Here is a 23,529-nt window from a genome sequence, read left to right as displayed (position 1 = left end):
CGACTACTTCACTGCCCCTGGCGGCCAAGCCACCCGCAATGCCGTCGAGCAAGCCGCCGCCGAACCGGCCGGCCGTGCTCGAGGAAGCCGCCTTGCACGCCGAAGCACCCGACTCCGTCGGCGAGGCAACGCGGCTGCGTGTTCATCCACTACTCCAGACAGTGCTTTGCTCGACCAGGGAAGCAGAATCTCCGACTGGGTCATTCCCACCTAACAAGGCACTTGCTCGCCTGCACAACACAAGTCCAGTACCCTTCCTGGACCGAAGAGCAAGAGCAAGGCTCTGCTCGTCCCCAACATCGAGAATTCCAGCGATGTTCAGAAGTTCGCGTTTTTCCTCCACGCCGGCGTCAGTGATCGCAATCGACTCGTGCCGGGTGGCCATCTTCATAGCGCTCACACCCTCGAAAAGAAGATCGAGACAAGCATTGTTTACCTCGTCAGGAACTGCCCTAAGCAGTAGCTGAGAGTGACCTACTCCGTATCGCCACACTCTGAACGTACGCTCAGAGCTGAAGGCAACCGCGCCTCCAGGCGTCTCATTTGAACGGATTGCCAACGACTTTTCCCCTATCGTACCAAGTGATCCGACTCCACGCGTGCGGCGATTGGCTCACCCGGTAGAGTTCCCAGTTCGTGAGCCCTTCGAATCCACTCGGATCAACCGACTTGCCGGCGGCCGCAGCAGCGCGGGGATTACCAATTCCGGTCAAATTGAACGAAATCCTAGTCTTCGATCCAGACTCGAGAAACGTGTTCAACTTCTTGTACCATGGCCCACTCCCTGGCCAGTTACTGTATGTAGCGCCGCCCGTCTCCATGCCGAACTCGTCAAGCGCCATCGGGTTCCCCTCTGCCTCCTGCAAGCCGAGCGCGACATGGTCACACGGAGAATTGTGCACCAAGACCGGCGCGGGACCAGCAAGTACATAGTATGTGTGGAGGCTGGCGACGGTGAGGTTGTAGACCCGTGCGTACTGGCTGTGTGTCGTGACCGCCAGAACCCGAGCCGCAGCCGCGTGCTGGCTGACGAGGCTGTCGCCGATGTGGAGGTTGGCGGCGGTGACCCAGCCTCGCACGGTGACCCAGAACGGGTGGTTGGCCGTGGCGGTGATCTTCCCGGTCTGGCCCCCCTCGGCTCCGTCTGTGTCAACGGTGAGGTCAACGAGTACCTTGCGCCCCTGGCCGACGATAGTGGCCACAACCTCCCGCGCACCGGTTTCCCCGGTCTCCGGATCGGTCGCGAGCACCAGGTCACCCGGTTCGATCTCGTCGATCGGCTTGGTCGACCCGTTGGCCATCAGAACCGGTGTTCCCGGGAGGAAGCTCTTTCCACCAGCACAGGTCTTGGCGGCGTTCGCCGCGGCACTCGCCTCCTTGGCTGCCGCGTTCTCGGCTTTCGCGCCTGAACTGAGGGCGTCGTCGATGACGCTGATACCTTTGACGCCCGCGCCAGCACCCACACCAACGCCAACACCAGCGCTCATCTCGATGGGAACCGATGCCATACCTGGAGCGCTGGCCTCGATGGCGCCGCCGACGATCGCGCCGCACGGTTCGAGGATGAGACAGGCGATGCCGGCGACGACACCGCCGAGGATCAGCCACCGCGTGCCCTCACTGAGCTCGTCCGGCGGTACGTACCCAGGTATCGGATCGAGAAGGTACTCCTCGCCCTCGAGGGGGTACCACTCGCCGTTGTTCTCGTAGAAGTGTCGTTGGAGGTCGCGTATCAGCGGGGGTTTGGCGACCCTTGACAGGTCGAGCACGGGTTTGCCGTGCGAGCCGACCTTCCCCGGATAGTTGCCGTGTGGAGTGGCCCAGCCCGCGCCGTTGTTGCATCCGTCGCAGTAGTGGCCGCCGTTGGCTGTCGGGCTGCTGGCGGGAGGATTGCTACAGGGTGGGCAGCCAATGCCGATCTGCGCGCCGGTGTACAGATCGCAGCTGTCGCAGTACTCGCCGGTCGGGTCGCTGTGGTCGACCGGGTTGTTGCCCGCGTAGGCGTAGCCGTTCCACGACTGCGGGTCAGCCGGGTCCAGGACCGGGTCGACAGTCGAGAACCGTCCGGTCGACGGGTCGTACTCTCGGGCACCGATGTGGACCAGACTCGTCGTGTCCTGGTATCCGCCGATGAACGCGTGTTTGTCCGGCCACGACGACGGTTGCGTCCCCCGTGAGTTGCCGTACGGGTCCAGGTAACGGCGGCTCATCGACAGGTCCGACGCCTTGACGCTGGCCGTTGACGTGCCGTGGTGGTCGGCGACCTTCCAGCTCAGGCCCGCGCTGGTGCGGACCGCGACCTGGACGCCGCCGAGCTGGTAGAAGCGTGTCCCGGTCTTGGTGGTGGTACCGGTTGCGACGAACAACTCGAGGTCGCCGACGAACAGTGTGGTGCCGGTGGCGTCGCGGGTGATGAGACGATTGCCGTCAGCGTCGTACAGGTACGACGACTCCTGACCGGAGGCGTCCGACGCGGTCGCGACGTGGCCCTCGATGTCGTACGTGAACGTTTGCGCGGCGCCGGCCTTGGTGCGGGTCAGGGTGTTGCCCGACTCGTCGTAGCCGTAGGAATCCGTGGTGTTTCCCGCTGGACCGACAGTGGTCGCCGACGTCACGGCGTGTGGGCGCGGCATGCCCGGATTCGGATAGGTCAGCGTGGAAACCGTGTCGCCGGCGGCCGCGTGGTCGGTCTCGGTCGTCCGGTTGCCGGTGACGTCGTGTGTCCATTCTGTCCAGTACGGGGCCGAACCGCCCAACCCTGTAGTGCTCGGCGCCGTCTCGCAGTCGCTTGACGACGGTGTCCACGCCTGGGTCAGTCGCTGCAGGTAGTCGTACTGGAAGCACTGCGTGTCGCCGACGTCGGTGATCTTCGTCAGCGCACCGGAGGGCGTGTAGGTGTACGCACGGTTGGTCACCCATTTGTCCGTCTGTGTGGCGCGGACGGTCGCCGACGAACTCAACCGGTTCGTGCCGTCCTCGTAGGTCCACGTCGTCGAGACCTGTTTGGGGTCGTTCGGGTCGGCGTAGTTCATCCGCAGCGGCTGGCCGAGCTGGTTGTACTTGACATCCGACACGAGCGTCGTGCCCGCGCCGCCGCCGGCGTTGGCCGCGTAGAGCTGGGTCGGCTTGCCCAGCGTGTTGTAGGTGAAGTACATCGTTTCCGTCGGCAGGCCGCCCACACCCGGCGACGACCGCGTCGCCACGGCACCAGTCAGGGCGTTGTAGGTAGTGCCGAAGTCGTACGTGCCGGCCAGGCTGCCTTCGTTGCTGGGGATGGTGATCCTCGAGCCCTTGGGTCTGCCGGCCGTGTCATAGCCCGAAACGGCCGTAACGTAGGCTTTGCCGCCCACGAAACGCACGGAGCTCGTGGGTGCGCCCTTGAGCAGCGTGTCGTAGGTGTGGGTCGTGAGTCGCGTGCCTGCGGTGGTGTTCTCGAAGGAGCCGGTCTGCCGGCCGAGGTTGTCGTAGGAGTAGGCGATGGTCTTGCCGCGCGCGTCGGTCGCGGTCAGACGCTGCCCCATCGCGTCGTAGGTCGACGTCGACCTACCCGCGTCCGGGTCGATCTGGACGATCTGGTGACCGCGCAGGTCGTACTCGAACGTCCAGGTGTTCTGGGCTGTCGCGTCGGTGATGGTGGCGAGCTGACCAGCTCGGGTGTAGCTGTACGTCGTGGTGTCGGCCAGGTCGTCAGGGCCGGTGTGTGCCAGGTCCTTGTACAGCAACGTGCTGACCTTCTGGCCCTTACCGTTGCTGATCACACTCGAAGCGGTGCCACCCGCCGGCGGGATGACGGTCACCCGGTCGCCGTCGTAAACGGTGGTGGTGCGCCACTGCTCGACACCGTTGTGCAGGTAGATCGATGCTGTACCGCGGTTGGCCGAGTCGTAGTTGGACACGGTCGTGCTCGGCACGGCGTTGTCCTGGACGACCAGGAGAGCACCCTGCGGCGCGACGCTGTTCCAGTACGGGTTGTGCACCTTCCACGCCCGCCCCTGGGAGTCGTACAGCGTGTCCGTGACGATCCGGCCGCCGTCCGCGTACGAGGTCGGTTCCTGGACCTGTACGGTGCGGCCGAGACCGTCGACGATCGTGTATGTGGTTGCGTAGGCACCGGAGGCGAGCAGCCGGTTGGTGGTCACCACGCTCGGCGGCAACGTGTTGACGGCGTAGCCGAAGGTCACGTTCGCGGACTGCTTGGCGGTCTTGGAGCGCCCGGGTAACCACACAGCCGTGACCCGGCCGAGCGAGTCGTAGGTCTTGTCCGTGCGCAGACCTGCCTGGTCCACTGTGGACGTCGGTAGGCCGGAGACCGCGTCGAACGTGGTGGTCGAGGTGAACGACGTGGCCACTCCGGCAACGGTCACGGGCGGGCTGGTGGTCGTGACCTGGGTGACCGGTCCGCCGGTCGACGGCGTGTAGGAGGTCGTCGTCTCGCGGTTCAACGGGTCGGTCGTCGTGAGCGGCCGGCCGTAGACCGTGTCGTACGTCGACTTCGTCGACTGGTACGTCGGTCCGCCGTCTGCCGGCCACGTGTCCAGTGTGTCGACCTGGGTGAGCCGGCCCTCTGTCGGCGCGACGCCGAAGTCCTGGCCGTCGTAGTGCTTGTGGTCGTCCGAGATGATGTTCAGCCTGGTCGCCGGGTTGGTCTCGACGCAGGGCCCGGACACACGCTGGACCGAACTCGGCAGCGTGTACAGCCAGCTCGTCTCGTTCTCGGCGTAGATGGTGCGCGTGCACGTGGTCTGCGCCGGGTCGTCGGTGTCGCCGTCCTCCTGGACCGCGAGCGGCAACCCCTTGTCGTTGAACGTCGTCGTCTTGCGGCTCTCGCGCCACGAGTTGGTCGCGGCGATCCACGTCCGCGTGCGGGTCAGGCCGATGCCCGTCACGAACGACTGGACACCGTCGGTGTCGGTCGCGGTCGCGGTGGTCGACCACGGGTCGTTGATCGTGGTCGTGATGACGTCACCGTCCAATAGGGACAGTGACTCGCGGGTGATTCCCTGGTATTGCCGGGCGTCGGGGACAGACTCGTGGAGGGAGTCGGTCACCGATACACTCTTGGTGCCGGTCGCGGCCTTGTCCCCGTCCATACCGCGCAGGTACGTCGCCTTGACCGCGGTCCGTGGACCGGAGGGGTCCTGCGGGTTTCCGGTCGTCGTGGTCACGTCACCGTAGCCACGCCACTGTGACCAGGTCCGGTACCTCGCGTCGACGAGGGGGTTCTCGTCGTAGTGCCAGGCGGCGCCGCCCTCGTAGTCGTAGTGCGTGCGGTTCTGCACGGAATGCTCTGTGCGGCCGTCGGTGTAGACATCCGTCGCGACGTACTTGTTGAACCAGTCCAGCACCGGCTGGGTCTTCCCGCCGGGTGTCCAGTACATCGGGTAACAACGGGTCGTGTTGGTCGCCGGGTCGGGCGCACCATCCTGGCAGTCCGGCGTCGAGTAGTCGACGGTCAGCGTGCCGCCCAGTTCGCCGACCAACGACGTGATGCGGTATCGGGAAAGGCTTGTGTAGTCCTGGCTCGCGAACGTCCTGTTGGTCTTCGCCGTGCCCACGAAGGTCGTGGGCGGCATGGCCAGCGGGTCGCCGACGAGTCCGGTGTGGACGATGTTGTCCAGCCAGAGCACCGGGTTGGTGCCGTCGCCACTCGCCGGGAAGGTGTGTGCCAGGGTCCATTTGTCCCGTTCGTTCCACCCACCCGCCCCGTTGGTGACCTGAGTGGTCACGGAGGCCAGCCGCTTGCGGGTGAAGAACGTCGGATAGACACTGGTGCAGGTCGCGTCCTCGGCACAGATCTGGTCGGCGGGGACGTCCGGCCACGACGACGCGGTACCGGAGTTCAGCTGACCCGGATCGCAGGTGACGGCGCCCGATGGCAGGCAACGTTCGGCCGGTTCGAACACAACCCGAGCGGGCGCGCCGGCGTAGGCACCGCCGGCCTTGGTGTTGAGGCCGTACTCCATGCGCAGCAGGTAACCGCCGCGCACGTACCGGGTGCCCGCGCTGGTGGTGTTCATGTTGAGCCCGTAGTAGTTGGTCTCGGGCTGGTAGTAGTACGCGATCTGGTTGCCGGACGGGTCGACGACGTAGTCGAGGTTCCATCGGTACGCCTGCTGGCACGAGGACGCGGCGAACGTGGCCTGGTGGCAGGGTTCACCGTCGTTGTTGCCGAACACGGGTGCGGTGAAGGTGGACTGCGTCTCGGGTTTGTCGGCGTCCCAGCCGGGCAGGTGGTTCAGGCCGAAGAAGTACTTGGTGCCGTCGGTGGTCGTGACCTTCCAGTACTCGCCGTCCTGGGCGCCGTTCGACGCGTTGGTCAGCTTCTCGACCTTGGCGCCGTCATCCCGCTGGGGGTGCCATACGCCGGAGTCTTTGTCCTTGACCAACGGGCCGGTGTGTGACCCCAGGGACAGTGTGGCGTTGTCCGTGGCCCAGCACTGGTCGCCGGTCTTGGTCTGGCCGTTGTTGCCGCCGAGGTCGTTGGCGCACGACTTGTACGACCGCTCGATGAATCCGCCGACCGACAGGCCCCAACCGTCGCCCACCCAGGACGGTTGGTTGTTCGTGGCCGAGGTGGCGCCGTCGACGCTGCCGGAGGAGTAGGTCAGCGACAGCCCTGGCGCGTCGCCGGCCGGTGGTGAGGGCAGCGTGATCGGGTACTCGTAGGTGAACTCGCCGCTCGAACCGCCCGCCGACCACGCCCCTGCCGGGGACAACGAGGTGGCGGTCAGGTCACCTTCGCCGCCGTTGGGACCGCCGACCGCGGCTACGAGCAGTGACCCGAGGGCACTTCCCTGTCCGGCCTGCGCCGGCAAGGCGACCTCGCCTCTCAGGTGCCTGTTCTTCGTATGCTCCGTCGCCAGCGGCGTGCCTACCCGGCACTCCGACCTGTCCGGTGTGGACACCAAGCAGTCCGGATAGGACACGAGGGTGAGCCGGTCGCCGAAACCGGCACCGTAAGCGGACGCGATGCCGCCGTAGTATACGTCGACGGTCAACGGGCCGGTGACGTCGCCGGAGACCGGCACGACCTTCGTAAGCAGGCCGGCGACGCCGGCGCGGTCCGATGCGGCGCGGTCGAGGGTCTCGACACGGACGCGGCCCGGTGCGCCGCCCGCGGACTTCCTGCCCACGGTCAGCGGTGCCGCGGCTGCGTTCTGCGCCGTGACGTCCACCTCGACGGACGTGGCGACAGGCCACGACGTCACCGGAGGTTCGGTCAGGGCGGTCCGCTGGGACTCACCGTGCGGCGCGGGATGTGGCTGCACTGCCCGTCCCTGCACAGACCGAGCGGTCTGCAGAGTGGGTAGGTCCCATCCCAGTCCGTGCCACCCCACCGGACCGGGCGCCGCCATCGCGGTGGTCGATGTCCCGACGAGGAGAATCGACAAGAAAAAGGACAGGGTCCTGCTACGCTGCCAGCCTCGCACGGCTCTCCCTTGTCAGACTCAGTGCCCGGTCTCGAAGAGCGCGCCCGGGTCGTCGGCGGTTCGGTCGTCCTCGATCTGGCCCACGGTGCGCACGCCGGAGTACAGCCGGATCCCGGCGAGACCACCGTGCCACGGGTTCACCAGCTGCCCACCGTTCCCGTACCCGGTCCCGGCCACGACCGCGCCGGTGTTGTCACGGCTGACCACACCGGCGGAGCAACCCTGGACGGTCTGCGGGCCCGAGGTCCCGATCTCGGTGTTCTGGAGTTGTCCGTCGACGTAGAAGCACGCCTGGTTGGTCGCGGCGTCGTACGTGCCGGCCAGGTGCGTCCACTCGCCCTCGACGGCGTTGGCGTCACTGATCACGACACGCGAGTCGGATAGCTCAAACGCCCATCGTCCGCCCCCGTCGGGGCGATACGCCAGCGACACAGGTGACTTGTCACTGTCCGCGAACGCGACCGCGGTCGCAGTGCCGCTCGCGAGATCATCCGCCCGGACCCACGCCTCGAGAGTGAAGGACTTGTCGGTGCGGAAGAACGCGGGCCTCGGCCAGGTCACCCGCGCATTGCCAGGGAAGTACGCATAGGCGCCGTCCGCGTCCGTTGTCTCGCTGACCGATCCGGTCGGCGTGCCAACGGCCTGGGACAGGTCCCACGAGTCGTCCACATAGGAGCCGTCGGCGAGACCGGCCACCTGGCTCGCGGTCAGAACACGCTGCCACATCTGCACGTTGTCGATGGTGCCGTTGAAGAAATGCGTCGGGTTGCCGCTGTAGTCGTAAGCACCGACCGTCACATGCCCGGTCGCGTCCCACGGAACTCCCTTGAAGGGCGTGGCCTTGACGAACTTGCCGTCGACGTAGAGCTTGACCTGCTTCGCCTCGTTGTCGTAGACGCCGGTGACGAGTGTCCAGACACCGGTGGTGGTGACCGAGTCGGGCTGGTAGGCCCAGTCCGTGACCGTGCCTGCCGCTTCCATCCTGTTCACACCGAAGATCCACGCCTTGACGTCGGGCGAGTAGCGCATCTGGAACGCAGGCTTGTTCGTGGCGGACTGACCGACCACCGCCTGGAACGAGGTCAGATCCGCCAGCTTCGCCCAGGCCGAGACGGTGAAGGACTGCGACGTGTCCACGCCCCGGGTCGTGGAGTAGCTGTAGCTGCCGGCCGATCCGCTGTACCGCAACGCGTTGCCGGTCTTGCCCGCGACCCAGGTCGCGTTCGTGGTGATCAGGTTGTTCTCGTAGCCTGCGCCGTTGTTGCTCGCATCGAGCACCGTCGTGCCGGCTCCCTCGTCGAACTTCCAGTACCCGTGCAGCGAGGGGACGGGTGCGGGAACGTAGTCCCCGGTGAGCTCGGAACCGATGGCGCCGGTGGCGAGCTTCGCGCCGGCACCTTCGGCGAGGCCATAGCTCGCACGAGGCACCGCTACCGACGCCAGCTCATGCACATCCTGTGGGGACAGCGCCCGTTGCCACACCTGGACATCATCGACGAATCCGGGGAAGTGATCGACTCTGGCGTCGTTCCACTTCGCCCCGCCGACCACGAACGAACCGGTGGCGTTCCACAACGATGTGTCGAGCGTCCGCATACCGACCTGTTTGCCGTCGACGTAAAGCGAGACCTTCCTCGTGATCGCGTCGTACGTGCCCACCAGGTGCGTCCAGGTGTTCAGTCGAGGAACAGCCGAGTTGTCGGCCGACGTCGTGCGGTTCGTGGTGGCGGTCACCGCGTCGGTCGGCGTGGTGGACAGGGTCCACTTGCCCACATCCGGGGAGTACTGCAGGAAGAACCCACTGACGTGGGCCCCGTCCTGCGACACCACTGTGTAGGACGAGTTCGTGCTCGAGAGGTAGGCCCACGCCGCCACCGAGAAGGACGACGAGGTGTCGATCACCTTGGCCGATGTCTCCAGATAGCCGCCACTGGTCAGGTACATGCCGCCCCGGGTACCGTACTTGGCGCCGAACGCATCCGCCTGCGTCCAGGAGTTGCCGCGGCTGTAGCCCAGAACCCATTCGGCGCCACCTCGGAGAGTGAGGGGATGCGCCGTCTCCCCCGGGTTCAGTGTCGCCACCTGGTCCGATGCGACCGTGCCAGCGGTGTCGTCGAAGGCCCACGCACCCTTGAGGAACTTCGCGGACGTCAGCGGTGCCACGGTGTACGCGCACGCCGTACCGACTGTGGTGAGTGGGCTCGCACACGTGCCGTCGGCGCCCGGTGTTCCCGCCTTGTTGACCGCACGGATCCTGACCAGGTTCTGGTTCGAGTTGGCCGCCGAGGTGGTCACGCTGGCGAAGAACCCGACGACGCCTCCCCCGCTCTGCACGAGCCGGTTGGCCGGCACGCTCGGTGACCCCTGTACCGACGGCTCGCTGCCGTCGGTCGTGTAGACGAACCGGCTGACGTTGGTCGCTCCTGCCGCGCTCGCATCGACCCACACCCTGAACGACGCGATGTCACCTTGGTTGACCGGCAGGGTCCCGATCGGGTCGACCGCCGGCGCGGGCGGCAGCGAGGTGTCCACGGAGAACTCGCAGTCCCAGTCCCAGCGTGGTGACGACAACTCACCGTCGGTCACCTGCGCGGCCCACTTGTAGATTCCGTCGCTGGTGATCCAGTCGGGCGGAATCTGGACCTTGGCCAAGGCCTGCCGAGTCGGCCCAGGGGTGCCGAACCAGGGCAGTTCGGTGATGTTGTCGTGCCAGGTGCCGGGGACATCGGTGCCGTAGGGGCCGCCGGAGGTCGCCACGTGCACGCCGAGGCTTCCGCCGTCCGGATCGGACACACGAGCCTGCACGACGGGTGTCCTGGTGGCGATCCACGGCCGTTCCGGGCCCTTCACGCAGGGCACCGTGCCGTTCTGCATGGCATGCCCGGCAGGGTTGTCCGGGATCGAGTTGTAGTGCACCTCGAGGTAGGGATTGAGGCCGAACGTGCGCCACGAGGTGGTATCGGTCTCCTTGCTTCCCTTCAACAGGAAGCTCAGTGCACCCAACCCGTTCGCGGCGGCGTAGGTGACCGCGCCCGTCGCACCGAACTGCATCGACACGTTCGGCGCCGACGACTGGTTGGTCACGTTGCTCGACGACTGGAGCGCAGGCACACCGGGGATGCTCACCAGTCCCGGCTGATGGGTCCAGTCGACGGTGGGTCCGAACGCGTTGGTCAGGTGCAGCTCCGTGGGTGTGGCCGTGCCGTCCGAATGCCAGGAGTAGAGCAGGGTCGTGTTCAACGTCGCCCACTTGATGACCTTGCCGATGACGGCGCTGGTGTTCATCTCGACGTAGGTCCGCGAGATACCGGAACCGTCGGTCGTCTGGTAGCCGGCTTTGAGATTGTCGAGCAAGCCGCTGGTGACGTCGTAGTTCCTGGCCGAACTGAAGCCCGACTGCACAACGGCGTGATGGGCCTTGCCGCAGACGGCGCACGAGTAGTCCGGATCCAGGTACACTGGGTACTTCGTGGCCTTGTCCAGGAGAAAGCCCTGATCCGGAACGATCGACAAGGTCCGGTCGGCGACCTGGACACCCATCACCGCGGTACGCGAACCGTTACCGATCCCGCCGCCGGCCGCGTTGCCAGTGGAGTCCCACATCCGGGTGGCGTCACCCGTGAAGACAAGCGTCCCAGCGGCGTCGACGACCTCGAGACGCGGCTCGGTTCCGGCGGCCTGACGTACCCGGGTGTTCCTGGTGTGCGAGCCAAAGGTGATCTTCCTCAACCTCGGGTCGCGGGCCGCGTCGGCGGACTTGATCACCAGTACCTGGCTGAACCCCAACACGTCCGCCGTGACCTTGAGGTCCACGCCGGGAAACACTTCCGGATAGGTCGCGATGGCACCAGCCAACACCGGCGCCGGCAGGTCAGCCGGCCAGCTCAGCCCGACCTCGTGGCCTTGATACGCCAGTCGAGCGAACGGGCTGTTCGCGGATCCTTTGCCACCGGCCGACAACGTGACGTCGACGACGGCCGCCTTCGGCGTGACAGTCCCATCAGGACGTCGGGTCAGCGTGGCGTCGACGCCGGTCCAGCCCTCGCCCTGCCGCACCCGGACCGGGCGTTCGTGCTGCCGGTAGGTGAACGACCCGTCAGGATTGGCGAAGAACTCCTCGGTTGCGTTGTCATCCCGGTGATCAGCACCGGCTCGCGCAGTTGCTTGGCCCTGACCTGTGCGGCCGCCTCGCCGACGACATCGGCGGGCGCCGCTGCCGCCACTCCCACGGGGAACAGCAGTCCCAGGCTGACGACCACGGTTCCGAACGTCGACCACCGGAGTGATCTGAGCGTGCGCGAACCAGTACCAGACCTCACAGGCGAACCCCCACGTTCGAGGCCCGCTCACCGGCTGCACCCTGGGCCAGTAAAAACTCAACCACACGAGGTCAACGAAGTAACTAGGCCGAAAGCCTCAACCACTTACCGCTACCGATCTACGGGCCGGATCACCTGCTCCATGTGGTTCTTCAGTCGCGGTGGCGGTTCCAGGGGCCGGTCACCGCGAGCGTGATTCCGGGGTCGTAGATGTTGAAGAACATCGTGCTCCCGTCCGCGGAAAACCCCACACCGGACAGTTCGCCATAAGCGGGTTCTTCGGCGGTACCGGCGTTGACCCGGTTGCGGGCGAAGTGGAAGACCTCACCGTCACGGGTGGTGCCCAGCATGTAGGCGTCGCCGGTACCGTCCTCGCACATCATCAACCCGCCGTAAGGTGACATGCAGATGTTGTCGGGCGCGTCGAACTCCGGGTTCCCCGGCCCGGGTGTGGTCCGGGTGAAGATCACTTCCAGTCGCAGGGTGCCACGCCGCGGGTCCAGCTTCCACACCTGACCATCGTGATTCACCGCGGAACCCAGTTCGGTGCGCGCGAACGACGACACGAAATACACACACCGATCCCGCTCACCCCACCACGCACCCTCCAGCTTGTAACCACGCGTGATCGGCTTCGAGTAGTCCTGCGCCCGCACCGACACGGCCGCGGCCAACGGGTCGGGAACAGTCAGCCACTCCACCCCACCGAACACCGTCCCCGCCTCCCCCACCACCGACAGGTCAGGCAGCTCCGGCACGTGCAACGCCTGCAACTCCCCACCCGCCCGCAAGCTGCCCCACCCGCCACGAGGCCGCGCCGGCAGGAACCGGTAGAAGCCACCCAGCGGAGCGACGAACGCATCCTCGGTCTCGTACACGACCCCGGTGTGCGGATCCACCGCCACCGCCTCATGCTGGAACCGACCCATCGCCGCCAAAGGCGTCGGGTTCACGTTGCGACCGTCGTCGTAGGGATCGACCTCGAAGACGAACCCGTGATCCTTGATGTAACCCTTCTCGCCGGCCCTGTCCTCGGTCTCCTCACAGGTCAACCACGTACGCCACGGCGTGCGCCCACCAGAGCAGTTGATCGCCGTACCACCCAGGCTCACGTGCTCGGACTCGGCCCGACCACGCCCGTCGACCACCACCGTGCTCGTCCCGCCAGCCCCCGCCGGATCGTAGGTCCGCTCCGGCAACGCCGCCACCACGATCCGCGACGTCGGCGAACACTCGTGGTTACGCACCAACCGAGAACCCCGCCCGCGCCCCGGAAACACCCCCATACCGTCGAACCGACTCGGCACCGGCAAACCGTCCGGCCGAACAGTCCCCTCACGCGACAGGACCGAGTACCGGAAACCACGCGGCAGATCCAACACCCCGTCCGGGTCCGGAATCAGCGGACCATACCCCACCGACGGCCCCGCGATCCCCGACGCCGGCTGCGCCGCGAACAACGCCCCCACATACCCCGCCACCACCACCCCGGCCCCAGCACCAACAACACGACCCAACAACTGACGACGCGACACCGTCACGGCAACTCCCCAGACCAACATGAACACCCGATGAACCACGATTAATAGCACGCGACCCGCGAACACCCGCACGAGGTTGCTCACACCGACGGCAATTGATCGTCCTGCTGACCGCTGCGGACAATGAGAGTGTGTTCCCGCTTCCCCGGCCATGGACGCTCACATCGACAGCCCTGATCAACCGGGTCTCGGCACAGTTACGCCAGCGTGAAGTTGGTCCGGTGTTCCGCCCACTCGGCCAGGATCGTGGCACGGGAGGTGGACAGTCCCCGATCTCCGCAACGCGTCCACCTCGGTGCCCCAGAATCCTCCGGTCCTCCGCGCGACGAACACCGGCTCCAACACCTGCGGCGGGCCGAGTACCAGCGCGCCGAGTTGGTCCTCGCTGTAGTCGACCATGTTCCGCCCTTCCATCTCCACGACGGCGGCGAGGCGGTTCGACGCCGAGCGCGCGAGCCTCGTCAGCCGCAGTGTCGCGACGGCTGCCAGCGACCGAGGCTGCCCGCGCCTGGGCGAACCGGACGGCGGCCCGGCGCGTTGGAAGCCGCCGCCCGGACGCGGACCTCGTCCGGACGCGGTCGTGGTGGCTCGAACTCTGCCAGCCGCAGCACCTCCGGGCCGCCGTAGCGGTCGTACTGGAGGCGCTTCACGAGGCGTATTCGTTCGAGATCTCGGTGGCGTAGTTCTTCCACAGTGGTTCCATGGTCTCGGCGTTGACCGGCTGCCCGGACTCGATCATGGCCTTGAAGTCACGGAAGTACTGCACGTACAGGTCCGGCGTGAACGTGTTCAGCATGACCGCGTTCTCGTCGCCGATGTTGGCGAACGTGTGTGGTGCCCCGGTCGGCACGATGACCCAGGTGCCCGGCCCGGCGTCGTAGTGGTCCTCGCCGACGGTGAACCGGAACGTACCTGCCAGCACGTAGAAGCCCTCGTCGTGCTGGGCGTGGCGGTGCTGCAACGGGCTCGGGGTGCCCGGCGGAATCGTGACCTCGGCGAACCCCAGCCGGTGGTCGGTGTGCTCGCCGTTCTCCAGGATCCGGATCTGCTGCGCCCCGCTGCCGAGGATCTCACCCTCACCGGGACGGACGATGTTCACCTTCGCCACGACTTTTCCCCTCTATTGCCGATCCTGGTGACCACCATCCTGTCCCGGGCCGGTTGTGCGCGTCTTGGTCGCCCGTGCACGGTTGCTGGTTACCAGTGCACGGGCGTTGTAGCCGTACGTCGCCTTGAAGAGCTTGCTGAAATGGGCCGGATCGGAGAATCCCCACCGGCCGGCCACGGCGCTGACCGTACGTCCGCTTCCGGTCAGCTCGGCCCGGCAGCGCTCAAGGCGGCGACGGCGGATCAGCGCCGCGACGGTAAGCGGCTGATCCTCGAACAGTTTGTGCAGCCTGCGTACGGAAATGTGGTGGGCGGCGGCGATGCTGGGCGGGGACAGCTCTGGATCAGCCAGCCGGGCCTCGATGTAGCCGGCGATCCGGTCCCGCAGCCGCTCGTCCGGGGCCGGTTGTCCGTCGCCCAGCCGAGCCTCCAGCGCTACCGCGATCAGCTCGACGACGGCCGCCGCCGACCTCAGCGCCTCCGCCTCGCGGAACTCGTTCGCCGACCTCGCCGACTCCCGAGCCAGCACGGAGACGAGCGCGCCCGGACCGTGACTGCCGTCGATGCGTACGCCGACGAGCCGGTCGATCTGCGCGGGCCGGATCCGAAGCTCCCGGCGCGGTACCAGGATGGTGACGTGCGCCGCGGCGGTGCTCTCGAACCGGATCGTCCTCGTGGGATCGAGCAGCACCAGGTCGGCCGGCCCGAGTTCGGCGTCGCCGGGCCCCTGCCTGATCCGCGTCCGGCCCCGGGTCATCACCTTGATCGCCAGGTTCTCGCCGTCGGAGGCGGCACGCTCCCGCCCGATGCAGGAGCTCGCGGGCGTGACGAGGGAGACCAGCCGCAGCGGCCCGAGGTCACGGGTGGCGATCCGGCCCCGGAAGCCGGGCCCGGCCAGCCTGTTGACCAGCGACGGAAACCCGCTGGCCGCCAGCGCGTCCTGGAACGTCTCGAGGTTGCCGATCACCGGTCAACGATAACGCCGACGCTTCCGGTCGGGCACGGTGTTCGGCTGTGGTGACCGCTGACATTGCCAGCCTGGTCGTCCCGGTGCGAGGCGGTGTTGGAACAGTCCCTACGCATCAGATCGGTTGCCCGCTCCTACCTTTGCAGTGTCACTGGATGGTCGCTGTGGCTCCAGTACGAAATCGGGGTCGATCTGGGCCGTCAGGTCCACCTCCGTGCGGCTACCGGCCCAGGCGTGCACGTTGCGCAGGTGGAAGTCCTCGGCCTGGCGCTGGTAGGCGCTCCAGTCCCGCTCGGCGGCGTCCAGTGCCGCGTGGAGGGCCACCAGGGCGGTCAGGTTGTCCGGCTCGAGCCGGGAGACCGGGCGGATCTCGCCGCGTTCGGCGGCGCGGACGTGTTGGGACCGCCCGACCCAGCACAGCAGGTCGTCGCCGACATGCTCGCGGAGGAAGTCCAGGTCGTCCTCGTCGCCGATCTTGTTGCCGATGACCGCGACCCGGATGCCGAAGTCCCTGGCGTGACCGAGGTACTGGCGGTAGACGCCGACGCTGCGCAGGGTCGGCTCGCAGACCAGCGCGGTCAGGTCGAACCGGGTGAACAGGCCGGACGCGAACGAGTCGGCGCCGGCGGTCATGTCCACCACCACGTACTCCCCCGGCCCGTCGACCAGGTGGTTGAGCACGAGCTCGGCGGCGCCGACCTTGGAGTGGTAGCACGCCACGCCGAGGTCGTCCTCGGTGAAGGGGCCGGTCACGGCCAGGCGGGCACCCTCGATCTCACGCACGCAGGCGGCGTAGATCGGGTTGTCCTCGACCACACCGAGCAGCCGGGAACCCGTGCCCGGCGGGGTGGTTTTGATCATGTCTTCCGGCGACGAGATGCGCGGGTTCGTGCCGCGCAGATAGTCCTTGATCAACGGCAGGTGCGCGCTGAGCGTCGGTAGCGTCAGCGCCTCCTCCTCGTGGGCGCCCAACGCGGCGGCGAGGTGCTGGTTGATGTCCGCGTCGATGGCCAACACGGGCAGTTGCCGAGCGACGAGGTAGCGGACGAACAGCGAGGACAGCGTGGTCTTCCCGCTGCCGCCCTTGCCAACGAAGGCGATCTTCACCAGGTGCTCCAGAAGCGGTTATCGGTAATGACATCTATGTTCAGTTGTGGAGAACCGTAGCGCACCGCAGGCTCGGCCGCGTCGAAGAGGGGTAGAGGTGTCGATGAAGGCAGGCGTGTTCCTGGTGGCAGGCAGATTCCCGGGCCAGGATGACAGCGAGGTCCTGCGGCGGTCGGTGGACGCGGTGGTGTGCGCGGAAGCCGCCGGGTTCGACGAGGTGTGGATCGCCGAGCACCACTTCACGCCCTACGGGGTCTGCCCGTCAGCCGTCACGTTCGCCGCGCACGCTCTGGGCATGACGCGTCGGATCGCGGTCGGCACCGCGGTCAGCGTTCTGTCCACGGCACATCCGGTCGCGCTGGCCGAGCAGGCCGCTCTGCTGGACCACCTGGCCGGCGGCCGGTTCAGGCTGGGCGTGGGACGCGGTGGGCCGTGGGTGGATCTGGAGGTTTTCGGCACCGGGCTGGACCGCTACGAGCGGGGTTTTGCCGAGAGCCTGGACCTGGTGCTGGACTGCCTGACCACCGGCCGGGCCCGCGCGGACGGCGAGCACTTCACGTTCCGGGAGGTGCCCATCGTCCCCACGCCCCGGCCCGTGCCGCTCGCGGTGGCGGCCACCTCCCCCGGCACGGTCGAACTGGCCGCGGCCCGCGGCCTGCCGATGTTGCTGGGCATGCACATCGGCGACGAGGACAAGGCGGAGATGGTCCGGCACTACGACCAGACCACCGCCGCGCTCGGCCGCGCACCGGCCTCGGTGAAGCACATCTCCACCGTGGTCGCCCACGTCGCCGACAGCCGGGAGCAGGCGTGCGCCGACCTGCGCGCGGCGATGCCGGACTGGCTGGCCGCCGGGCTCGCCGCCCACACCCCCGTGGACGACCGCCCCCGACCATCCCGCGATCCCCACGCCTACACGGAGTTGCTGTGCTCACTGCACCCGGTCGGCAGCGCCGACGAGTGTGTCGAACGGCTGCTGGACAGCGCGCGGAACACCGGCATCGAGCACGTGATCATGATGGTCGAGGGCGCCGGCAGCCATGAGCGCACACTGGCCAACATCACCCGCCTCGGCGCGGAAGTCCTCCCACGGCTGGGGAACCTCAGCAGTCCCGAAGCTCCGGGCTCTGGTTCAGCAGCTGACCGCGGGGCGAGATGAACGCCCGGTACCGGTCACCGTCCACAGCGGACGGACGGAACGCGGCAACCCGGTGACAGTTCTGGAAAGCCAGCTTCACCCCGAAGTGCCGTTCGAGGCCACCGCGGATGGCGTCGGAAGCCAACGCCCGCAACAGCTGGCCCCGCTCGGTCTCGCTCGGCGGCGGGATGGTGTTGTCGGCGAACTCGTCCGCGCCGTTCTCCAGGTCGCCGACCACGCCACTGATCAGCCGCCAGGCGTAGGGCAGCGAGTCACGAACACAGGCGACGAACTCGGCGTCGTCCACCTCACCGCGCTCGGCACGGTCGAGCAGGGCGGCGGGAACATCCAGGGACATGGGCAGATCTCCGATTCGATGCGTTCTCGGCAGGATGACAACCATTTCCAGTCGTACTGTCGTCGCCAGGCCGTGGCAAGGGACACGGCATGTTGTCAGCGGATCGGACCAGCACACGCCGTTTGCGACAATGATTATCATTACAAGTACGCGTGCCACTCGTCAAGATGGCACTCGCCGCGCCTTCGACGACGCCACCGCTCTCGACGCTCACCTGCGGGACCCGATCGGCGTCGCCACCGTGGCGGTCGCCGAGCATCGTCCCGGTGACCACGGATCTTGAGCTTGTCGCCGATCCGCGCCACGAAGTGGCACTCGCTGCCGTCGAACCGGACGAGGTCACCGTAGAAGTAGCATCGGGGCTCCACGCCGTCGATGTCCGGCAGCGTGCGGAACCTTCGCCCCGGTCAGCCGAGCGATCGAGGCGTGCGTCACCGGCCGCTGACTCCCGGGTGGCGCCGTGGAACCTCGGTGCGAGCCCTGCCGATGGCGGTCAGGTGTGTCGACATAATCCGGCGGACGTCTCGGCCAGCGCGGCCGGAGTCATGCTCAGGCGCGACGAGCAACCAGCAGATGCGATCCGTGCAACGTTTTGGCCCGGCCTTACGGTCCTATACAGGGAACTCAGCTGACCGCCCGCCGCTCGCTCACCTCCGTGAGCCGGGAAGGGCCTGCTGTCTGGGGGAAGAACCATGTCGACTCAGTTCCGAGTGCTCGGGCCCGTCGAGGCTGACCACGACGGTGGACGAGTGAATCTCGGTCATGCCCGTCAGCGGTGTGTGCTGGCCGCGCTTCTCGTCGACGCCGGTCGGGTCGTGCCCGTCGACGTGCTGCTCGGCCGGGTGTGGGCCGACCGACTACCCGGCAACGCCCGGGTGACGCTGTCGGGATACATCTCCCGGCTGCGGCGACTGCTGACCGTCGCAGGCGACGTGGACCTGGTTCGCGACTCCGACGGTTACCGGCTCGACGTCGACCCGATGGCGGTCGACCTACACCGTTTCCGCGCCATGGTCGCGGAAGCCAGGACCGTCACCGCCCGGGAGGCGGGTGCGGTGCTGTTCGCCGAGGCTCTGGCGTTGTGGCGGGGAGAGGCCTTCGCCATGCTGGATGTCCCGTGGTTCAACGATGTCCGTGCGGAACTGGACGCGGAGCGGTTGGCCGCGTCGGTCGACCGCAACGATCTCGTCCTCGCTCAGGGGCAGCACCTCACGCTGCTCACCGAGCTGACGGCCAGCACGGCGTCGCACCCGTTGCACGAACGGCTGGCGGCCCAAGGCGAAGCTCACGTCCCGGTGTACGTTGCCGACCAGCTTGACCATCTCCGCGGTCTCGGCATCGCGCACCCGCACCACGGCGGGGGTGAGGAACTCGAAAAACCGCTCCGCCCGTTCCCCCGCCTCCTCCGACACCGCGCCGACGATCTGTGGCAGTCGCCTCAGCTCCTCCAGCGCGTGCCCTTCCATCGTCCGCTCCGGGCAGAAAGCGAGGTTGAACCGTCGGCCGGTGGTCCGCAGCACGGGCTCCACGACCCCTCGGGTCGTCCCCGGACCGACCGTCGACCGCACGATCACCAGGTCGTCGTCCGACAGGTGGCGCGCCACGTCCTCGGCGGCGGTCCGTAACATGTCCACGTGCATGCCGCCCCGCTCGTCGAGCGGCGTGCCGACGGCGATGACGAAGACGGTGGCGTCCGCGTCGTCCGCCGTGATCCGGTCCGTACAGCGCAGTGCTCCGCTCGCGACGGCCCTGCCCAACGTCTCGGCAAGGCCCGGTTCCCGGAACGGCGCCTTCCCCGAGGACACGAGGGCACGCACGTCCGCCCTCGGCTCGACACCGAGTACCTGGAACCCGAGATCTGCCAACACGGCCGCCACGGTCAACCCGGCGTGACCGAGCCCGAGCACGCACACCCGCCGGTCCGGAAACGACGAGATCGCTCTCACCACCGGCACCTCCGTCAGAATCGAGTGCGCGGCACGCGCCTCAACTTGTCCTTTCCGACGCTGACAGCGGTTCGTCGACATTAGACAGTCACAGCACCCGGACGGGTATTACCTGACATCGATAGGAGTACCGCGCCCATGCCTAGGTATCGCGGCGTCACCGCGGTATCGCGCAGCACACGAACGCGTGAGAACTGCGTGGGTGTCGCGGACCGCCGGTCAGCTCGCGCCGGCTGGTCCTACCCGTCGTACTGACGGCCGCACCGCCACCCGGTTGTGGGGTGAACCATAAGATGCAGGCATGCGCGAGACCGACGTTGAACTGGCGATCCGGGCGGCTGAAATCGGGGCGGGTGTCGCTCGCGCGATGTACGGCACACGAATGGAGCGGTTCGCCAAACCCGCGGACGATTTCGCGACGGAAGCGGACATCGCCGCCGAAGAAGCCATCATGACCGTCCTGCGGGAAGCCCGACCGCATGATGCCTTCCTCGGCGAGGAAAGCGGCGAGTTCGGCGATGCCACCTCCGATCGCCGGTGGCTGGTCGACCCGCTGTGCGGGACGCTGAACTACGCGGCACACACACCGTTGGCCGCGGTCAACGTGGCCCTGCGGGCCGGCGACCGGCTCACCATCGCGGTTGCGGCCGACCCGTTGTCCGGCGAGGTGTTCTGGACCGACGGCGAGGGCGTTCTCGTCCGCTCCGTTGGACGGGACGTGCCACTGCGGCCCGACCCGACCAGCAGTCTGGTCGACCTCAACCTCAACTCGCCATTCCCGAACAAGAACTGGTTCCTCGCGGCCAACCTGCTCACCGACGATGACTTCATGAGCATGTTCGACGCCAGGGTGCTGTCCACCACCCTGGCATTGACCTGGGTGGCGGCCGGTCGCCGCGCCGCCTACATCACCGACGGGCACCTGCACGGCAGCGTGCACTTCAGCAGTGGCATCGCCCTGTGCCAGGCCGCCGGCTGCGTCGTGACCAACCTAGCCGGCGGACCCATCCACACCGGCGTCCAAGGACTCATCGCCGCAGCCGACGCCACAGTCCACGCAGAACTGCTCAACCTGCTCTCTCCCCCCAGCGACAGCGAACCCACCTGACCAAGCACGAGGCACAGGCGTGACCACAACCCGCCCAATAGCTGTCGCCGGAGCAGGTGGCTGCGGCGACGATGGTGGCCGAGGGCCAAGGCCCGCAGGTTGACGTTGACCGGCCCCGACACAGTTCGGGTGGCAGCGCGTCGCGCTGACCGGCGCGGCAATCGATTTCTGTGGTCGGCGGTATCGCGTCCCAACCGTTCTGGCAGTTCTGGGGCACGTCGCCGGGCAAGACCACGCGCACCGCGTGCCTCAGCCACATCGCGAGGGTGGCGGCCGTCCGGTGACTCGCTCGATTCACCGTTCGCGGTGTACCCCTCTGGCAGTTACCTCGGCAACGGAGGTACCTTGTCGTGGTGACCGACGAGTTGGCGTGGGCGCTGCACCGGCTGGCACTGGCGCTGTTCGAGGTGGACCTCGCTGTGGCGCGCCGGCTGGGTGTCAGCTCGGTGGAGTACACGGCGATCAAGCACGTCGCCATGTCCGACAGGCCGGTCGGACCTGGTGAGATCGCCCAGCTGGTGGGTGTGTCGTCCGGTTCCGCGACCGAGCTCGTCGACCGGTTGCAGCGCGTCGGTCACGTGCACCGCCGCCCCGACCCGCACGACGGCCGAAGGCGAGTCGTGCACCTGACACCGACGACCGTCCGGCGACTGGAAACCGAGCTGCGCGCGGCAAGCGTGGGCGTCGGCGAGCTCGCCGACGAGCTGCCACCGGAACTCACCCGATCGTTGACCGACGTGCTCGGGCGGCTCTCCGGGCGGTTAACCGACTGGGCACGGACGGCGTCCCGACCACACGGAGGTGTTCGTTGATGGACAACGACAAACTGCGCAGTCTCGCACTGGCCAGCAGCTGCGCGGCCTTCATCGCGGTGCCCAACGTCGGCGCGCTGGCAGGCGGCGGCGAGAAGACCGATCGCTACGACACCGTGATCACACCGCCGTCCTACGCGTTCGCGGTATGGGCGCCGATCTTCGCCGCGTGCGCCATCGACACCCGTGTCCAGTGCACCGCCGACGGCCGGACCCGACCGAGCAGCAGGCGGACCGGGTGGCCACTCACCGCCGCCTACCTCACCAACACCGCCTGGTCACTCGCCGCACAGACCGACCGGTTCCAGTACACGCCTGCGTTGCTCCCGCTCGCCACCAGCCTGACCGCGGTCGCGCACAACCGCCTGCGGCACGTCCCACCGAGCCGGTCGACCAGCACCGCCACCGGCATGCTCCTGGGCTGGACCGCACTGGCCAGCACGGTGAACATCCTGGCCGACGCCGTACGGCGCGGCGCACCACCACACAGCCGGACGACAATCACCGCGGCGGCAACCGGCCTGCTCGTCACCGGGGCCGCACTGACCGCCAGGATCACCCGCACGCCAACCCGCGGCGCTCTCGCGGTCGCCGCCCCCGCTGTCTGGGGCTTGCTCACCACCAGCGCCGACCGCCGACGCCCACCCACCATCCGCGCCGTGTCCGCCGCCGCGGCGCTCGCACTGGGTGGCATCGCGGGATGGCGCCGCAGCGTCAAGCCCACGTGAACATGCCCCGGCCGCCCGCGTTCACCGGTGCGCAGGCCGTGGGATCAGTGTCGGTCGCGACAGGCCGGGCAGGCCACGCTGCCGCCCCGAGGCGGTGATGCCGTGCTGCCGCTCGGTGGACGACCGGTGCCAAGCCTCCGCACGACGTTCCCCGGTGTCGACCAGGAAGCGACTCCACAGCAGGTCAAGATCCGGCCGGGACGGTCGAACCGTCGTTCCCCACCGCCACGAGGAACTCGATGACGTACGCCAGCCAGGACGCCACGTCCTCGTCCGGCATCCCTTCCCGCATGGCACGCAGCTCGTTCAGCACGCAGGCCCAGGCGAAGCGATGACCCCAGTGCCGGAACACCATGACACCACCGGCGCGCGGCAGGTCATCCAGGAGCCGGTGCACCAGGTCCCGGACCTTGTTCGCCGCCATGCTGCCGTCGTCGGGGCGCGCCCGGTCGCAGTACTCGGCTGCGGCGTCCCGGATCCAGGTGATCTGCCAGGGTGGGAAAACGCAGATTATCTCGGCTCCCAAACGGTCCCAGGTGATCAATGTCATCGCTCCGCACAGTCATGACCGCCGTTGTCCCCGGCGCCGAGTCGTTCCAGATCTCGCACGGTGGCATCGTTTCCGTTGTCCGCCAATCACGTCCGCCCTGTCGACGGTAGCCGGGCCGAGGTGTCCCTCCCACCGCTCGGGTCTATCGCGCAGCCGGTCTGCCCGAACCGTCGGCACGGTCACGGACGGGAGGCCCGTCGGCGGGCCGACGACGTCACCGACCAGGTGCCGTGCCTCGCACGCATCCGTCCCAACAGGACGGCTGGACGCACGACCCAGCCTTCCGACACGGCGAACCTTGTCGCTCACGGCCGCCGCACGGCTGAACACCGGATCGGTCAGCCCGCTCGCACACGCACGGTGGCCGAACGGGCAGGCGGTTCGCCTCGAGTACCGGGTTCGGTACCTCCGTGCAGCA

At 67.6% G+C, this 23,529-nt stretch carries 13 protein-coding genes and 2 pseudogenes; 5 read left to right on the top strand and 10 right to left on the bottom strand.

Going from position 1 to position 23,529, the window contains the following annotated elements; all coding sequences use genetic code 11:
- Positions 1 to 539: 539 nt before the first annotated feature.
- The 7 genes from CLV71_RS22065 to CLV71_RS22035 all read right to left on the bottom strand — a co-directional run bounded on the left by CLV71_RS22065 (position 540) and on the right by CLV71_RS22035 (position 16,471).
- The gene (locus CLV71_RS22065) at positions 540 to 7,208 is read right to left on the bottom strand and encodes a polymorphic toxin-type HINT domain-containing protein (protein WP_166664205.1); all 6,669 of its coding nucleotides are present in this window, start codon (positions 7,206 to 7,208) and stop codon (positions 540 to 542) included.
- A gap of 240 nt (positions 7,209 to 7,448) precedes the next feature.
- Positions 7,449 to 11,486 (bottom strand): LamG domain-containing protein, encoded by a 4,038-nt coding sequence (locus tag CLV71_RS22060; protein ID WP_133904736.1) that lies wholly within the window; start codon positions 11,484 to 11,486, stop codon positions 7,449 to 7,451.
- Between the two features lie 415 nt (positions 11,487 to 11,901).
- Positions 11,902 to 13,362: an alkaline phosphatase PhoX gene (locus CLV71_RS22055; RefSeq protein WP_208297683.1), complete on the bottom strand. Its 1,461-nt coding sequence runs from the start codon at positions 13,360 to 13,362 to the stop codon at positions 11,902 to 11,904.
- Between the two features lie 389 nt (positions 13,363 to 13,751).
- The gene (locus CLV71_RS48540; protein WP_208297682.1) at positions 13,752 to 13,940 is read right to left on the bottom strand and encodes a hypothetical protein; all 189 of its coding nucleotides are present in this window, start codon (positions 13,938 to 13,940) and stop codon (positions 13,752 to 13,754) included.
- A complete protein-coding gene (locus CLV71_RS22045; protein WP_133904735.1) occupies positions 13,937 to 14,398 on the bottom strand; it encodes a cupin domain-containing protein in 462 nt (153 codons plus the stop codon). The genes CLV71_RS48540 and CLV71_RS22045 overlap by 4 nt, the downstream gene beginning before the upstream one ends.
- 12 nt (positions 14,399 to 14,410) lie before the next feature.
- The gene (locus CLV71_RS22040; protein WP_133904734.1) at positions 14,411 to 15,364 is read right to left on the bottom strand and encodes a helix-turn-helix domain-containing protein; all 954 of its coding nucleotides are present in this window, start codon (positions 15,362 to 15,364) and stop codon (positions 14,411 to 14,413) included.
- Positions 15,365 to 15,472: 108 nt separating this feature from the next.
- Positions 15,473 to 16,471, bottom strand: coding sequence for an ATP-binding protein (locus tag CLV71_RS22035; protein WP_133904733.1), 999 nt, complete (start codon positions 16,469 to 16,471; stop codon positions 15,473 to 15,475).
- A gap of 103 nt (positions 16,472 to 16,574) precedes the next feature.
- Between CLV71_RS22035 and CLV71_RS22030 the strand changes: the two genes are divergently transcribed.
- Entirely contained in the window at positions 16,575 to 17,630 is a 1,056-nt protein-coding gene (locus CLV71_RS22030; RefSeq protein ID WP_133904732.1) for an LLM class flavin-dependent oxidoreductase, read from the top strand.
- Here the strand turns inward: CLV71_RS22030 and CLV71_RS22025 are convergent.
- Positions 17,575 to 17,967, bottom strand: coding sequence for an SCO5389 family protein (locus CLV71_RS22025; protein WP_133904731.1), 393 nt, complete (start codon positions 17,965 to 17,967; stop codon positions 17,575 to 17,577). The genes CLV71_RS22030 and CLV71_RS22025 overlap by 56 nt on opposite strands.
- A 692-nt stretch (positions 17,968 to 18,659) precedes the next feature.
- Between CLV71_RS22025 and CLV71_RS50680 the strand changes: the two are divergent.
- A pseudogene (locus tag CLV71_RS50680) lies at positions 18,660 to 19,184 on the top strand (AfsR/SARP family transcriptional regulator); the annotation flags it as partial.
- Positions 19,185 to 19,370: 186 nt separating this feature from the next.
- Here CLV71_RS50680 and CLV71_RS50675 read toward each other — a convergent pair.
- Positions 19,371 to 19,994 (bottom strand): annotated as a pseudogene (locus CLV71_RS50675) (Rossmann-fold NAD(P)-binding domain-containing protein); the annotation flags it as partial.
- Between the two features lie 220 nt (positions 19,995 to 20,214).
- On the opposite strand from CLV71_RS50675, the gene CLV71_RS22005 reads away from it, so the two are divergent.
- The 3 genes from CLV71_RS22005 to CLV71_RS21995 all read left to right on the top strand — a co-directional run bounded on the left by CLV71_RS22005 (position 20,215) and on the right by CLV71_RS21995 (position 22,561).
- Entirely contained in the window at positions 20,215 to 21,021 is an 807-nt protein-coding gene (locus tag CLV71_RS22005; protein WP_133904728.1) for an inositol monophosphatase family protein, read from the top strand.
- 353 nt (positions 21,022 to 21,374) lie between these two features.
- A complete protein-coding gene (locus CLV71_RS22000) occupies positions 21,375 to 21,833 on the top strand; it encodes a MarR family winged helix-turn-helix transcriptional regulator (protein ID WP_133904727.1) in 459 nt (152 codons plus the stop codon).
- Positions 21,833 to 22,561 (top strand): hypothetical protein, encoded by a 729-nt coding sequence (locus CLV71_RS21995; protein ID WP_133904726.1) that lies wholly within the window; start codon positions 21,833 to 21,835, stop codon positions 22,559 to 22,561. The genes CLV71_RS22000 and CLV71_RS21995 overlap by 1 nt, the downstream gene beginning before the upstream one ends.
- A gap of 184 nt (positions 22,562 to 22,745) precedes the next feature.
- Here the strand turns inward: CLV71_RS21995 and CLV71_RS21990 are convergent, their stop codons facing one another.
- Positions 22,746 to 23,111: a hypothetical protein gene (locus CLV71_RS21990; RefSeq protein WP_133904725.1), complete on the bottom strand. Its 366-nt coding sequence runs from the start codon at positions 23,109 to 23,111 to the stop codon at positions 22,746 to 22,748.
- Positions 23,112 to 23,529: the final 418 nt, after the last annotated feature.

It is taken from the genome of Actinophytocola oryzae (genome assembly GCF_004364325.1).
Lineage (GTDB): Bacteria > Actinomycetota > Actinomycetes > Mycobacteriales > Pseudonocardiaceae > Actinophytocola > Actinophytocola oryzae.
This window is presented reverse-complemented; position numbering and strand designations above follow the sequence as displayed.